Genomic DNA, 13,382 nt, shown 5'->3' with positions numbered 1-13,382 from the left:
GCTCGTGCGATCGCGTGCAGCCTCGGGATCCGGTCGGCGGGCAGCCCGGGGAAGCCCTCGAGCCCGAGCAGCTGCTCGGGCAGCGGCAGGGCCGCCTCGGGTCGTCTGGCGAGCGCGAAGACGCGGCCGTGCTGCTCGGACAGGCGCCGTCGCAGCGCGATCGCCTGCCGCCGCGCGCGACGCGCCGACAGCACGGCCCACACCGCCGCCTCGTAGGGGCTGTAGAAGTTCGAGGGGCGGAAGCCCGGCGCGGCCTCGTGCACGCGGGCGAGGACCGGATCCGCCGCGCAGACCGCCGCCCAGGCATCGCCGTCGTGGTCGGCCGAGACGACGCGGGCCACCTGTGCGGCGATCGCGTCGAGATCGCCCTCACCGTGCACGGTCAGGGCGAGCGCGTCGTCCTGCTGGCGGACCTCGACGCCGACCTGGGAATCGAGCGCGTCGGTGCAGAACGCCAGCCGCATGACCCCGTCGAAGGCGGACTCGTCGCGATGGCCGAATCCCATGAGGGCGACCTCGCGGAGGTCGTAGGCCCCGGTGAGGGGCAGTGTCGTGGTGCGGGTGGCGGTGCTCATGCCGCCAGTCTGCGCCGGGGCACGGACATTTCCGCGGCAGCCGAGCGACCCGCGACCGACGCCGTCAGGGCAGCGACAGCGCGGCGACCGCGGCGGGGCCGGCGAACGCGTCGATGGCGGCGATCCGCGCGCCGTCCACGTCGAACGCCATGACCGAGACGGCACGCGCGCCCACCAGGACGACGACGCCGGGGAGGCCGTCGACGAGCACGGGCCGGAGCACCGCGTCGGGGATCGCGAACATGAGCGCCTGCCCGGCGACGGCGGCGCCGCCGCGGACGAGCGCGGTCGCCGACAGCCCCTGCTCGATACGCAGCTCGACCTCGGGGGACAGGAGCGACACGAGTCTGTCGAAGTCGCCCGCGCGGGCGGCCGCGAAGAACGCATCGACGACCGGGCGCCGTTCGCGGGCGGCCCTGGCGCCGGCGACATCCGCCGAACTCACCCGTCGGCGCGCGCGGCTGGCCAGCTGCCGCACCGCCTCGGGGGAGCGCTCGAGCAGATCGGCGATCTGCTCGAAGGGCCCGTCGAACGAGTCGTGCAGCACGAACGCCACGCGCTCGGCAGGGGAGAGGCGCTCGTGCACCACCGTGAGCGCGGCGCCGACGGCCTCGGCCTGCTGCGCCTGCTCCAGGGGATCCGGCGCGCGCACCTCCGCCTCGATGACCGGCCCCGTCCCGTCGTCGTCGAGCGGGATCTCGCCCCGCGAGGCGCGGGAGCGCAGGACGTTCAGGCAGGCGCGGGAGGCGATCGTGGTCAGCCAGCCGCCGAAGTTCTGCACGTCCTCGGCGCCGGCTGCGGACACCCGCAGCCACACGTCCTGCACGACGTCGTCCGCCTCGGCGGTGGATCCGAGCATGCGCTGGGCGAGCCGGCGCAGCCGCGGTCGATGCTCCTCGAAGCGCGCGGCGAGAGAATCCTCGTCCGTCATGTCACATCTCCTCGGGCTCGCGTGTCATCAGAGTGACCGCCCGGATCGGGCGACGTCTGACGAGAAGAACGGGAAGAGTCTGACATGACCATCGACCAGACCATCGACACCACGGCCGCCGTCGCGATCAAGGCGCGGATGCCGCACCCCGCGTTCCTGCTGGAGGGCGGCTTCGACGCGATCTCCGGGCTGAGCGCGGTGGCGGCCTCGACCGATCTGCCGCAGGAACTGCTGCACATGGTCCACCTGCGGGCCAGCCAGATCAACGGCTGCAGCTGGTGCACGATCGAGCACTCCAAGGAGATGCGCGCGGACGGAGCGGGAGATGAGCGGGTGTTCGGCGTCGCGGCCTGGCGCGAGGCCCGTTCTTCACCGCGAGGGAGCGCGCGGCGCTGGCGCTCACCGAGGCCCTCACCCGCATCGCGGACAGGGTCGACCCCGTGCCCGACGAGCTCTGGGACGAGGTGTCGGCGCAGTTCGACCGGCGCCAGCTGTCCGCCCTGATCCTGGCGATCAGCGCGATCAACGTGTGGAACCGCATCAACGTCGCGATCCGCCAACCGGCCGGACAGCGCTGACGTCCGCAGGATCCGCGGCCTTCGGCGAGGCGTCAGGGCTGCGGATCCTCGGCGTCGTACGCCCGGAAGTGCGGGCTGAGTCGTACGAACAGCGCGACGAGGGCGATCACGAGCAGACCGCCCAGCAGAGGCGGGAACCAGAGCGCGGTGAGTGAGGCCAGCACCCCGGCGTAGAGGGCGCCGAGACGCGGTCCGCCTGCGACCACGATGATGAACACGCCCTGCAGGCGACCGCGCATCGTGTCGGGGACCGCGGCCTGCATCATGGTGTTGCGATAGATCGAGCTGACGTTGTCGGCCGCGCCCGAGAACGCCAGGGCGATGCAGGCGCGCACGATCAGCAGCACGTTCGGCGAGGACGCGGTGGCGTGTCCGGCGGGGAGCATCGCACCCACCACCAGGACGACGCCGAACAGGGCGATCATCGTGCCGTAGGCCTGCACGGCCCTGGCGATGCCGCGGCCGTGCCAGCGGTAGTGCACGATGCGTCCCGAGAACAGGCTCGAGAGGAACGTCCCGACGGCGACGGCCGCCGTCAGCAGGCCCGTGGTCACCGCGCCGCCGCCCAGGATCACGGTGCCGAGCGCGGGGAAGAGCGCGAGGGGCTGGCCGAACGTCATGGCGCAGATGTCCAGGACGTACTGCATCCGGATGTTGCCGGCGCGGCGCAGGAAGCGCCAGCCGTCGACGAGGGAGGCGAGGCCAGGGCGCACGATCTCGCCCTCCGGCAGCAGCTTCGGCAGCGTCCACAGTCCGAGGAACATCGACAGCATGAGGATCACGTCGATCGTGTACGTCCAGCCGTAGCCCGTGAGCGCCACGAGAAGCCCGGCGAGGGCCGGGCCCGCCATGACCGTCATGCCGAAGGCCACGCCGTTCAGCGCCGAAGCGGGGGCGAGCATGTCCCGGGAGAGGAGCCGGGGGACGATCGCGGTGCGCGTGGCCATTCCGACCGAGTTCGCCGCGGCGATGATCATGCTCAGCGCGTAGAGCCACCAGATGGTCTCCGCGTGCGTCCAGGTGAGCGTCGCGAGCAGCGCGGTCGCGGCGAAGGTGATGATCGCGGCGATGAGCGCGACCCGCCGGCGGTCGAAGGCGTCGGCGAGCATCCCGCCGTACAGGCCGGCCAGGATCATCGGCACGAGTCCCGCCACGGCGATCATGGAGACGGCGAAGGTGCTCTGGGTGAGCGCGAACACGTGCAGCATGACGGTCACGACCGTGAGCTGACCGCCGATGCCGCTGAGCGTGGATCCGATCCACATTCGGGCGAACGCCGGGCTCTGCCGGAACGGGCTCAGGTCGATCAGATGACTCACCCGTCGAGCGTATCGGCGCTCCGAGGGGCGGGGATCCGGCCCGGCGCACGGGGATGCGCGGTGCTGATAGACTTGTGCGGTTGCCGTTCGATCGGCCGCGGATAAAGAGAGCCCACGCATTCGGCGTCGGGCACCGCGCAGCAAAGAGGAAGGGGATCACCTATGGCACTGGAAGCAGACGTCAAGAAGGCGATCATCGAAGAGTACGCGACGCACCCCGGTGACACCGGATCCCCCGAGGTGCAGGTTGCAATGCTGACGCAGCGCATCAAGGACCTCACCGAGCACCTCAAGGAGCACAAGCACGACCACCACTCGCGTCGTGGCCTGTTCCTGCTCGTCGGTCAGCGCCGTCGTCTGCTCGGCTACCTCCAGGACGTCGACATCAACCGTTACCGGTCGTTGATCGAGCGTCTCGGACTGCGCCGCTAAGCAGCCAGCGTTCAATCGCGCAAAACGTTCTTGCGAGGCCCGTCCCACGGTGTGGGGCGGGCCTCGATCTTTGTCCGGGGGGGCTGGGCGCGGCCCGGATCCCCGCGAGAAACCACATCCCGCGTGAGACACCACGTCAGGCACGGTGTCTCACGCAGGAAGTGGTTTCTCGCGGCCGGCATTGATCCCCGATCGACTTTCCTGTAGGAAAGTCAAAGGAGCTTTCCTGCAGGAAAGCGAACCGACGATTCGGGGGGATCGATGGAGCAGCAGTCCATGCGGGGCGCGGAGCCCCTGGAGCAGCCGGACGCGGCCACCGCGCGGGCGTACCTGGACGTGCTGCCGGGCGTCCGGCAGCGTGCCGAGGACGTGCTGGATCCGCGGCGGCTCGGGCGCCTGTACATCGTCGAGGGAATCGCTTCCGCGCTGTTCATCGGCACCTACTTCCTCGCTGGGGGCCTGCATCGGCAGAGCCCCGATGCGCCCGTCGCGCCGATGACCGCGCTCGCCGTCTTCCTCATCTGGTCGTTCCTGGCTCGCTCCGTCCGGGAACGGTACGGGGCGCGCCGTGTGCTGCGGGGCGCACGCGCCGCGGTGTACTACGGCCTCGTGTTCGCGGGCGCCGCGTTCGGTCTCGGGCTCGTGCTGCTCGATGGGCTCACCGGGGCGTTCTCATGGTTCTGGCTTCCCGTGCCGTCACTGCTCTTCCTCGCCGGCGGCCTGTCGGTCGGCCTGTCTCTGCAGTACGAGGGGCGGGACGCCCCTCCCCGTCCCGCCCCGGCACCTGCTCCGTTCACCCGCACCGCTCGGGTCGGAACCATGGCGGTGGGTGCGTGCCTCGCGATCAGCGTCGCCCTCAGCGGGGCTGCGGCCGTTCCGGGATGGGGATCCGCCGTCAGCTCACTCGGGATGTGCGGGGTCATGATCCTCTTCGTCATCGCCCTGCTCACGCGATGGTGCGCGGATCTGGGCGAGACCTGGCGGATCCCGCAGTGGAGCATGTTCGGCTTCGGTGCGTGCGCCGTCGCCGCGATGGTGCTCCTCGTGAGCACCGGTCCCCGGATCGCCCTCGTGACAGGGCTCGCACTCGGCGCCGTCGTCCTGGTCCTGGCGGCGATCGTCAGCCTGCTGCCGGAGCGCGGCGATGACTGAGGACCGCCGCATCGACGACGCCGACGGGGCGCGGGGACAGGGCGCGGCGCAGGCCGCGCTCGACGCGCTGCCCGGCATCGAGGGGCGACGCGAAGAGGTGATCGACCGTCGCAGGCTCGGCCGGATCCTCTTCTTCGACGCGATCGTGCCGACGGGCGCCTTCGTCTCGTGGTTCCTCGCGCAGCTCTTGCGGGATCCCTCGGTGAGCGCACGGTCGCTGCCCACCCTGGCATTGCTCGTGGTCGTGCTGCTGTGGAGTCGGCTCGAGCGGGGGCTCCGCGAGCGCTATCGCGCGGCCCAGGCGCTTCGAGGCGCGGCGCGTCTCGTGCATCAGCTGCTGACCGGTGCGGCCGCTGCGGCTTTCGTGCTGGCGCTCGTGATCACCTTCCTGCGTGGCGACCCTCCGGCGGCTCTCGTCGCGTTCGGAGGACTCCTCGGTCTCGGGGCCGGGCTGTGGGCGTGGGGCGCGATGCGCCGGGGCGCCCGTGACGCGGCCCCCGTCCCCGTCGCTGAGCATGCCGAGATGAACACCGCCGTGAGGATCACCACGGGCTGCTTCGGAGTGGGGCTCGCGCTGATCGCCGCGGTGAATCCCTTGTTCGCCGCAGGCGGGGGCTACCAAGGGCTGTCCGTGGTCGCCGCGCTGCTCGCGGTGGCGATCGCCGCACTCGGGCGCTTCCTGAATGCGGTGCCGGCGATCGGCGCTGCGTGGCGCACCCCTCAGTGGACGGCGTTCGCGATCTCCGTGGTGATCACCTGCGTCGCACCGATTCCCGCATTCGCGCATCCCCCGCTCGGCGGCCTGATCGGCGCCGTCGCAGCGGGGGCGATCCTGGCGTTCTTCGTGGTCGCAGCGCTCTGGCCGGCCGGTCCCGATGGCTGAGCCGCACCCGCGCATGCGCCTGGACGACACCTTCGCGGGCGCGATCCGCTTCTCGATGATGGCGGCCCTGCGCGACGGCGTGGAGATGGACTTCGCGACGCTCGCGCACGTGCTGCAGGCGAACGATTCCGCGGTGAGCAAGGCGATCGCCGCGCTGTCCGAGGCCGGCTACGTCGTCAGCCGGAAGGGCCAGGTCGGCACTCGTCCGCGCACCTGGGTGCGCGCCACAGCACCTGGCGCGCGGGCGTTCGAAGCGCACGTGCAGGCGCTGAGGGACATCGTGGCCGGAGGCGGATCGGAGATCTGAGCCGCGAGTCTTCAACGAGTGACTGCGCGAGAAACCACATCCTGCGTGAGGCACCACGTCAGGCGCGGGGTCTCACGCAGGAAGTGGTTTCTCGCGGCGGCAGCCCGCCGGCGACTCAGACGGAGGCGCTGACCAGATCCGCGTGATGGATCGCCGCGACGTCGGGGTGTGCGCGCAGACGCGACTTCAGGGCGTTCTCGCCGTAGAGGGCGTGGATCGGGTTCGAGGGGTCCTTCGTGACGCCGCGTGCCTGCGCAGCCAGATCCGCCGGCAGGTCGATGAGCGGCAGACGCGCATCGAGCGCCGGGTTGAAGAAGAACGGGATCGAGATCCGCTCGTCCGGCGCCTGCGGGGAGACCACCCGGTGGTTGGTCGCCTTGAGGTAGCCGTCGGTCGCGTATTCGAGCAGCTCGCCGATGTTGACGACGAAGGCGCCGTCGACCGGGGGAGCGTCGACCCAGGATCCATCGCGCTCCACCTGCAGGCCGCCCTTGCCGGGCTCGACCCAGAGCAGGGTCAGCACGCCGGAGTCCTTGTGGGCGCCGACCCCCTGCTGCGGCTCGGGCTCGTGGGTGCCGGGATAGCGGACGATCTTGATCAGGGTCGACGGGTCGCCGAAGTTCTGCTCGAAGTAGGTCTCCTCGGCGCCGAGCGCGAGCGCCCATGCCCGCAGCAGCTTGCGGGCCACGCCGGAGAGCTGGGCGTGCCACTCGGCCACGACCTCGCGCAGCTCGGGCTGGGCGTCGGGCCAGAGGTTCGGCCCGATCAGGCGGTTGTACGCCTCCCCGCCCGCGACGGCCTCGCGCTCCGGCCCGATGTCGATCTGCTCGCGCCAGTCCACCGCGCCCTGGGTGCGCTCGCCGCCGATGCGGGTGTAGCCGCGGAAATGCGGGCTCTTGACGTTCTCGATCGCGAGCTTGTCGTCCTCGGGCAGCGCGAAGAAGTCCTTCGCCGCCTGGTGCAGGCGGCGTTCGAGCTCCGGTGTGACGCCGGTGCCGGTGAGGTAGAAGAAGCCGACGTCATGGGTGGCGGCGCGCAGATCGTCGCGGAATGCGGCGGCGGCCTCCGGGCCTGCGTCGAGCTGGGACAGGTCAAGGATCGGGAGGTTCAGTTCGGCCATGAGGCGAGGCTAGGCCGGGCGCCGCAGGGGTCGGCCGTTTGTTGCCGAGGATTACTTCGGCGGATCCGCCCGCCTGGTCCGCGTCGGGCGGGCGGGGGAGCGGATGCTAGAGTCTGTGAGGTAAGGGATGCCTTACCTCACAAACTCTCCAGGGAACAGCTTCTCGTGCTCGCCACTTTCCTCATCGGCCTCCGTGAAGGCCTCGAAGCCGCGCTCGTCGTCGGCATCCTCGTCGCCTACCTGAAGCGGCTCGATCGCAAGGACGTCCTGCCGCGGCTGTGGACCGGCGTCGGCGCCGCCGTCCTGCTGGCTCTCGTGATCGGCGCCGTGCTGACCTTCGGCGCCTACGCCCTCACCTTCCAGGGGCAGGAGATCATCGGCGGCACGCTGTCCCTCGTGACGGTCGGCATGGTCACCTGGATGATCTTCTGGATGCGCAAGGCCGGACGCACCATGAAGGCCACGCTGCAGGGCGGCGTCGACCGCGCGCTCGAGGCCGGCACCGTCTGGGCGCTCGTGCTGGTCGGCTTCGTCTCGGTCGCCCGCGAGGGCGTCGAGACCACGCTCCTGCTCTGGTCGATGGTGCAGTCCTTCGGCGACGCGCCCTCGGCGATCCTCGGCGCCGCACTCGGCCTGGTGGTCGCCGTGCTCGCCGGATGGCTGCTCGCCCGCGGCGCCGTCAGGCTCGACCTCTCCCGCTTCTTCACCTGGACGGGCGGCTTCCTCGTCGTCATCGCGGCCGGCGTGCTCGCATACGCGCTCAGCGACCTGCAGGAGGCCGGGGTCGTGCCGGGGCCCTTCACCGCGGCCGCGCCGCTCGACGCCGCCGGATCCGTGCTGGTCGGCTGGGGCGGCCTGCCGTTCGGCTGGGCGTTCGACGTCACCGCGGTGATCCGTCCGGACAGCGCTCTCGCCGTGCTGCTGCAGGCCACGGTCGGCTTCATGCCCCGGATGAGCTGGCTCCAGGTGATCGCGTGGGTGCTGTACATCGCGATCGTCGGCACGCTGTTCGTGCGCGGGCTGCGCCGCCCGGCGCCGCGCCCGACGTCCTCCTCCGTTCCCGCTTCCTCGTCCTCCGCGATGCCCGTCACGACCGAGTCGGCGGCCACCCGTGCCGCGTCGACCGCCTCGCCCACTCCTGAAGGAGCCTCATGACCATCGCCCGCCGACCGATCGCCGTCCTCGGCGCCGTCGCCGCCCTCGGCCTCGCCCTCACAGGGTGCGTCGCCAAGTCCGACGTCTCCGCCGCCGGACGTCTGACCGTCTCGTCCACGGCCGATGCGTGCACCGTGTCCGCCGGCACCGCGACGAGCGGCACGCTCGCCTTCGACGTGAGCAACAAGGGTGACGACGTGACCGAGTTCTACCTGCTTGCCGAGGACGGCGTGCGCATCGTCGGCGAGGTGGAGAACGTGGCGCCCGGCGCCTCGCGCACCCTCACCGTGGTGGCGCAGCCGGGCAAGTACTTCACCGTGTGCAAGCCGGGGATGCTCGGCGCCGGCGTCGGCAAGACCGCGTTCAGCGTCAGCGGCGAGAAGGTCGCGGAGACCGGAGGCGACGCGGCGCAGAAGCAGAAGGCCCTCACGCAGTACGCCTCGTACGTGAAGGACCAGGTCGACCAGCTGCTCCCGGCCGCGAAGACCTTCGCGGACGCCTACCGCGGCGGCGACGACGCGGCCGCCAAGGCCCGGTTCTCGACCGTGCGCGCGTACTACGAGCGCATCGAGCCCATCGCGGAGCAGCTGGGCACGCTCGACCCGCGCCTGGACTTCCGCGAACTCGACGCCAAGGCCGAGGGCATCGACTGGACCGGCTTCCACCGCATCGAGAAGGACCTGTGGGCCCCGGCCGCCGGTGCGATGAACTCGGACGGCGCCACCCCGGCGAACCTGGACTGGGCGCCGTCGACGCCCGCCGAGCGCGCGACCTTCGCGGACAAGCTCCTCGCCGACCTTCAGGAGCTGTACGACCACGTCCACTCCGACACCTTCGTGAAGGACCTCGAGTCCAAGGGCATCGCGGGGATCTCCAACGGATCCATCTCGCTCCTCGACGAGGTCGCCAACGGCAAGATCACGGGCGAGGAGGACTGGTGGTCCGGCACGGACCTCTCCGATTTCGCGGCGAACGTCGAGGGATCCAAGATGGCCTTCTCCGTCGTGCGCGAATTCGGCGAGAGCAAGGGCGCCGAGGGCAAGAAGCTCGTGGAGCAGATCGATCGCGGCTTCTCCGCGCTGGAGGCCGAGCTCGCGGTGCACGGTTCGCTGAAGGACGGCTTCTCGCCGTACTCCACGGTCACCGAGACCCAGAAGCGCGATCTCACCGACCTGCTGAACGCGCTCGCCGAGCCGCTCTCGAAGCTCACCAGCACGATCCTCGGCTGACATGACGGTCCCTGAGCCCGCAGAAGGATCCGAGCGGCCCGCCGACGCGGCACCGGAAGGGTCGTCGACCGCCGATGCGCGCACCGGCATCAGCCGGCGCGGCCTGATCGGCTGGGCGCTCGGCAGCGGTGTCGCCGGCATCGCCGTCGGAGCCGGAGGCGCGTCCGCCGTCGCCGCGACCGGGATACTCGGCGGATCCGCTCCCGCGGACGAGTACGCCTTCGAAGGCGCCCACCAGGCCGGGATCACCACGCGCGTGCAGGAGCACCTGCACTTCGCGAGCTTCGACATGATGCCGCGTGCGAGCCGCGAAGACCTCGTCTCGCTCCTGCAGGACTGGAGCTACGCGGCGTCCCGGCTGACGAAGGGGCTGGACGTCAGCGCCTCGGGCGCGGTCGGGGGATCTCCTGAGGCGCCGCCGGACGACACCGGAGAGGCGCAGGGGCTCACGGCCGCGGGCCTCACGATCACCTTCGGGCTCGGTCCGTCGCTCTTCCTCGCGGAGGGCGACCGGTTCGGGATCGCGGACCGGCGGCCGTCCGTGCTCGCCGATCTGCCGGCGTTCGTCGGCGATGCCCTCGAGGCCGGCTACACGGGCGGCGACCTCTGCATCCAGGCCTGCGCCGACGACCCGCAGGTCGCGGTGCACGCGGTGCGCAACCTCAGCCGGATCGCATTCGGCCGCGCGCGGCTGCGCTGGTCGCAGCTCGGGTTCGGGCGCACCTCGCGCACCGCCGCCGACCAGCAGACCCCGCGCAACCTCTTCGGCTACAAGGACGGCACGGCGAACATCCTGGCCGACGACGCCCAGGCTCTCGCCGAGCACGTCTGGGTGGGGGAGAAGGACGAGCCAGCGTGGATGGCCGGCGGCTCGTACCTCGTCGCGCGCAAGATCGCGATGCTCGTCGAGACCTGGGACCGGCTGCGCCTCGCCGAGCAGGATCGCACCATCGGCCGCGCGAAGGGTAGCGGCTCGCCCCTCTCCGGCGGCGGAGAGATGACGGAGCCGGTGTTCTCCGGCTCGGCGATCGACGAGCACTCGCACGTGCGCCTCGCGCACCCGACGGTCAACGAGGGCATTCGCATCCTGCGCCGCGGCTACAACTACGTCGACGGCAACAACGAGCTGGGCCGCCTCGACGCGGGCCTGTTCTTCCTGTCGTACCAGCGCTCGCCGGAGCAGTTCGTCACTCTGCAGAAGAGGCTGTCGACCGACCTCATGAGCGAGTACATCAGGCACATCGGATCCGGCATCTGGGCGATCCCGCCCGGCGCGCGGCAGGGCTCGTACGTCGGCGCGGCGCTCTTCGCCTGACCCGCGGGCGGTGAACCCGGCCTACGGCGGCCGACCGTCGAGGAACGCCCGTCCCTGCGGGGGCGGGCGTTCGGTGTCTGCGGATCCCCCTGGCCGATGTCGAGGATCGCGGGAATACTTCTGGGAGAAGCACGTTTCATCAGATACATTCAAGTGAATAGAAATCTGAAGGAGACAGCAGTGAGCGAGTCGAGCACCTGGTCGGGCATGCAGTTCGGCCTCATGTCGGTCAGCGACATCACCCGCAACCCGGTCACGGGGGAGACCCCGAGCGAGCGGGAGCGGATCCAGAACACCCTCACGATCGCGAAGCACGCGGAAGAGGTCGGCCTCGACGTCTTCGCGATCGGGGAGCATCACAACCCGCCGTTCTGGTCGTCCAGCCCGACGACGTTCCTCGCCGCGCTCGCCGCGCAGACCGAGCGCCTGATCGTCTCGACCTCCACGACGCTCATCACTACGAACGACCCGGTGAAGATCGCCGAGGACTACGCGATGCTGCAGCACGTGTCCGGCGGCCGCATGGACCTCATGATGGGCCGCGGCAACACCGGCCCCGTCTACCCGTGGTTCGGCAAGGACATCCGTCAGGGCCTGCCGCTCGCGATCGAGAACTACGCGCTGCTGCACGAGCTGTGGACGAACGACGTCGTCGACTGGGAGGGCAAGTTCCGCACCTCGCTCCAGGGCTTCACCTCGACCCCGCGCCCCCTCGACGGCATCGCGCCCTTCGTGTGGCACGGCTCCATCCGCACGCCCGAGATCGCCGAGCAGGCTGCCTACTACGGAGACGGATTCTTCGCGAACAACATCTTCTGGCCGAAGGAGCACTACCAGCGTCTGATCGAGCTGTACCGGCAGCGCTTCGCGCACTACGGGCACGGCACGGCGGAGCAGGCGATCGTGGGCCTCGGCGGTCAGGCGTTCATCCGCCCGAACTCGCAGGACGCGGTGAACGAGTTCCGTCCGTACTTCGACAACGCCCCGGTCTACGGCCATGGCCCGTCGATGGAGGACTTCACGGAGATGACGCCGCTCACGGTCGGATCCCCGCAGCAGGTCATCGACCGCTACGCCGCGATGCGCGACCACTACGGCGACTACCAGCGCCAGCTGTTCCTCATGGACCACGCCGGCCTGCCGCTGAAGACCGTGCTCGAGCAGATCGACCTGCTCGGCGGCGAGGTCGTGCCGGTGCTCCGCAAGGAGCTCGCGCAGAACCGTCCCGACACCGTGCCGGACGCGCCGACCCACGCCGCGCGCGTCAAGGCAGTGTACGGCGACGGACCGTCGCGCGAGGCGCGCCCTGGCGCGAACCGCGGCGACAACCTCACCGCGGGCTCGCCCTACCAGGACGGCGGCGCGGTTCCGGCCGCGGCCGGCTCGTCGTTCGGCGCTGCGGCCACGAAGGGGGCGAACTGAGATGGGCGCCCGTCGCATCGCGGTGATCTCCGCGGGGCTCAGCAACCCGTCCTCCACGCGCATGCTCGCCGACCGCCTCGCGGCGGAGACCGCGCACCGGCTCACCGAGCTCGGCTCCGAGGTCAGCGTCGACGTGATCGAGCTGCGCGACCTCGCGCACGACATCACCAACAACCTGCTCACGGGGTTCGCGCCGCCGGCGCTGGACTCGGCGATCAACACGGTGGTCTCCGCCGACGGCCTGATCGCCGTCACGCCGATCTTCTCCACGAGCTACTCCGGCCTGTTCAAGTCGTTCATCGACGTGCTCGACCCGGACGCGCTCACGGGCAAGCCCGTCCTGATCGGCGCGAACGCCGGCACCGCGCGGCACTCGCTCGCGATCGACTACGCGATCCGGCCGCTGTTCACCTACCTGCACGCGGAGCCCGTCCCCACGGGCGTCTTCGCGGCGTCGAGCGACTGGGGGGCGAACGCCGACGAGGTGGCTCCGCTCAGCACGAGGGTCGAGCGCGGAGCGCGGGAGCTCGCCGAGGCGATGGCCCGGCGCGAGCCCGCGGCCGACAAGGACCCCTTCGACCCGGGCAACTACCTCGGCGAAGGACGCTCGTTCGGGCACCTGCTGGGCGGCCTCGCGGGGGAGTAGACAGGACGCGCGCATCAGGGGCGTGACGTCGCCGGGAATGTCCGTGGGGCATCCTATGGTGGCGTCATGCCCCTTCTCTCTGCATTCGACGCCCTCGACCGCACGCTCGACGGAACCCTTCTGCTGCCCTCCGACGACGGCTTCGACGCCGCCCGCCGCCCGTGGAACCTCGCGATCGACCAGCTCCCCGCCGCGGTCGCGGCGCCCGCCGGTCTCGACGATCTGCGCCTGATCCTGTCGGCCGCGCGCGAGGCCGGAACGCCGGTCGCCGTGCAGCCGAGCGGCCACGGCGCCTCCGGCGACCTGGCCGGGGCCGTG

14 protein-coding genes and 1 pseudogene are annotated in these 13,382 nt (G+C 70.9%); 11 read left to right on the top strand and 4 right to left on the bottom strand.

Going from position 1 to position 13,382, the window contains the following annotated elements:
• Both B7X32_RS11800 and B7X32_RS11795 read right to left on the bottom strand, forming a co-directional pair.
• Positions 1-575 (bottom strand): hypothetical protein (locus B7X32_RS11800; RefSeq protein ID WP_292719745.1); only part of this gene is annotated, 575 nt, incomplete at its 3' end.
• Between the two features lie 64 nt (positions 576-639).
• Positions 640-1,506: a sigma-70 family RNA polymerase sigma factor gene (locus B7X32_RS11795; RefSeq protein WP_292719743.1), complete on the bottom strand. Its 867-nt coding sequence runs from the start codon at positions 1,504-1,506 to the stop codon at positions 640-642.
• An 84-nt stretch (positions 1,507-1,590) separates the two neighbouring features.
• Here B7X32_RS11795 and B7X32_RS11790 point away from each other — a divergent pair, with 84 nt between their 5' ends.
• Positions 1,591-2,010, top strand: a complete 420-nt coding sequence (locus tag B7X32_RS11790) for a carboxymuconolactone decarboxylase family protein (protein WP_292719741.1) — start codon at positions 1,591-1,593, stop codon at positions 2,008-2,010.
• Positions 2,011-2,116: 106 nt separating this feature from the next.
• Here the strand turns inward: B7X32_RS11790 and B7X32_RS11785 are convergent, their stop codons facing one another.
• Positions 2,117-3,403, bottom strand: coding sequence for an MFS transporter (locus B7X32_RS11785; RefSeq protein ID WP_292719739.1), 1,287 nt, complete (start codon positions 3,401-3,403; stop codon positions 2,117-2,119).
• A 162-nt stretch (positions 3,404-3,565) separates the two neighbouring features.
• Between B7X32_RS11785 and rpsO the strand changes: the two genes are divergently transcribed.
• From rpsO to B7X32_RS11765, 4 genes are all read left to right on the top strand, one after another.
• The gene (gene rpsO, locus B7X32_RS11780) at positions 3,566-3,835 is read left to right on the top strand and encodes a 30S ribosomal protein S15 (protein ID WP_018187174.1); all 270 of its coding nucleotides are present in this window, start codon (positions 3,566-3,568) and stop codon (positions 3,833-3,835) included.
• 261 nt (positions 3,836-4,096) lie between these two features.
• Positions 4,097-4,987, top strand: coding sequence for a hypothetical protein (locus B7X32_RS11775; protein ID WP_292719731.1), 891 nt, complete (start codon positions 4,097-4,099; stop codon positions 4,985-4,987).
• The gene (locus tag B7X32_RS11770) at positions 4,980-5,870 is read left to right on the top strand and encodes a hypothetical protein (protein ID WP_292719729.1); all 891 of its coding nucleotides are present in this window, start codon (positions 4,980-4,982) and stop codon (positions 5,868-5,870) included. The genes B7X32_RS11775 and B7X32_RS11770 overlap by 8 nt, the downstream gene beginning before the upstream one ends.
• Positions 5,863-6,177, top strand: a complete 315-nt coding sequence (locus tag B7X32_RS11765) for a transcriptional regulator (RefSeq protein WP_292719727.1) — start codon at positions 5,863-5,865, stop codon at positions 6,175-6,177. Before B7X32_RS11770 ends, B7X32_RS11765 begins: the two co-directional genes overlap by 8 nt.
• Before the next feature lie 115 nt (positions 6,178-6,292).
• Here the strand turns inward: B7X32_RS11765 and B7X32_RS11760 are convergent, their stop codons facing one another.
• Positions 6,293-7,297 carry a 2-oxoglutarate and iron-dependent oxygenase domain-containing protein gene (locus tag B7X32_RS11760; protein WP_292719725.1) on the bottom strand — a complete coding sequence of 335 codons (1,005 nt, stop codon included), beginning with the start codon at positions 7,295-7,297 and terminating at the stop codon, positions 6,293-6,295.
• Positions 7,298-7,462: 165 nt separating this feature from the next.
• Here B7X32_RS11760 and efeU point away from each other — a divergent pair, with 165 nt between their 5' ends.
• The 6 genes and pseudogenes from efeU to B7X32_RS11730 all read left to right on the top strand — a co-directional run.
• Positions 7,463-8,452: an iron uptake transporter permease EfeU gene (gene efeU / locus B7X32_RS11755; RefSeq protein ID WP_292719723.1), complete on the top strand. Its 990-nt coding sequence runs from the start codon at positions 7,463-7,465 to the stop codon at positions 8,450-8,452.
• Complete coding sequence (gene efeO, locus B7X32_RS11750) at positions 8,449-9,681, top strand: iron uptake system protein EfeO (protein ID WP_292719721.1); 1,233 nt, start codon at positions 8,449-8,451, stop codon at positions 9,679-9,681. The genes efeU and efeO overlap by 4 nt, the downstream gene beginning before the upstream one ends.
• Position 9,682: 1 nt before the next feature.
• Entirely contained in the window at positions 9,683-10,996 is a 1,314-nt protein-coding gene (gene efeB / locus B7X32_RS11745; RefSeq protein ID WP_292719719.1) for an iron uptake transporter deferrochelatase/peroxidase subunit, read from the top strand.
• Between the two features lie 207 nt (positions 10,997-11,203).
• Complete coding sequence (locus B7X32_RS11740) at positions 11,204-12,418, top strand: LLM class flavin-dependent oxidoreductase (protein WP_292719747.1); 1,215 nt, start codon at positions 11,204-11,206, stop codon at positions 12,416-12,418.
• Position 12,419: 1 nt separating this feature from the next.
• On the top strand, positions 12,420-13,064 hold the full coding sequence (locus B7X32_RS11735) for an FMN reductase (RefSeq protein WP_292719717.1): 645 nt from the start codon (positions 12,420-12,422) through the stop codon (positions 13,062-13,064).
• A gap of 66 nt (positions 13,065-13,130) precedes the next feature.
• A pseudogene (locus B7X32_RS11730) lies at positions 13,131-13,382 on the top strand (FAD-linked oxidase); the annotation flags it as partial.

It is taken from the genome of Microbacterium sp. 13-71-7 (assembly GCF_002257455.1).
In the GTDB taxonomy this organism is placed as follows: domain Bacteria; phylum Actinomycetota; class Actinomycetes; order Actinomycetales; family Microbacteriaceae; genus Microbacterium.
Note: the sequence above shows the minus strand (reverse complement) of the source record. Positions and strands in the feature narration are given on the sequence as shown.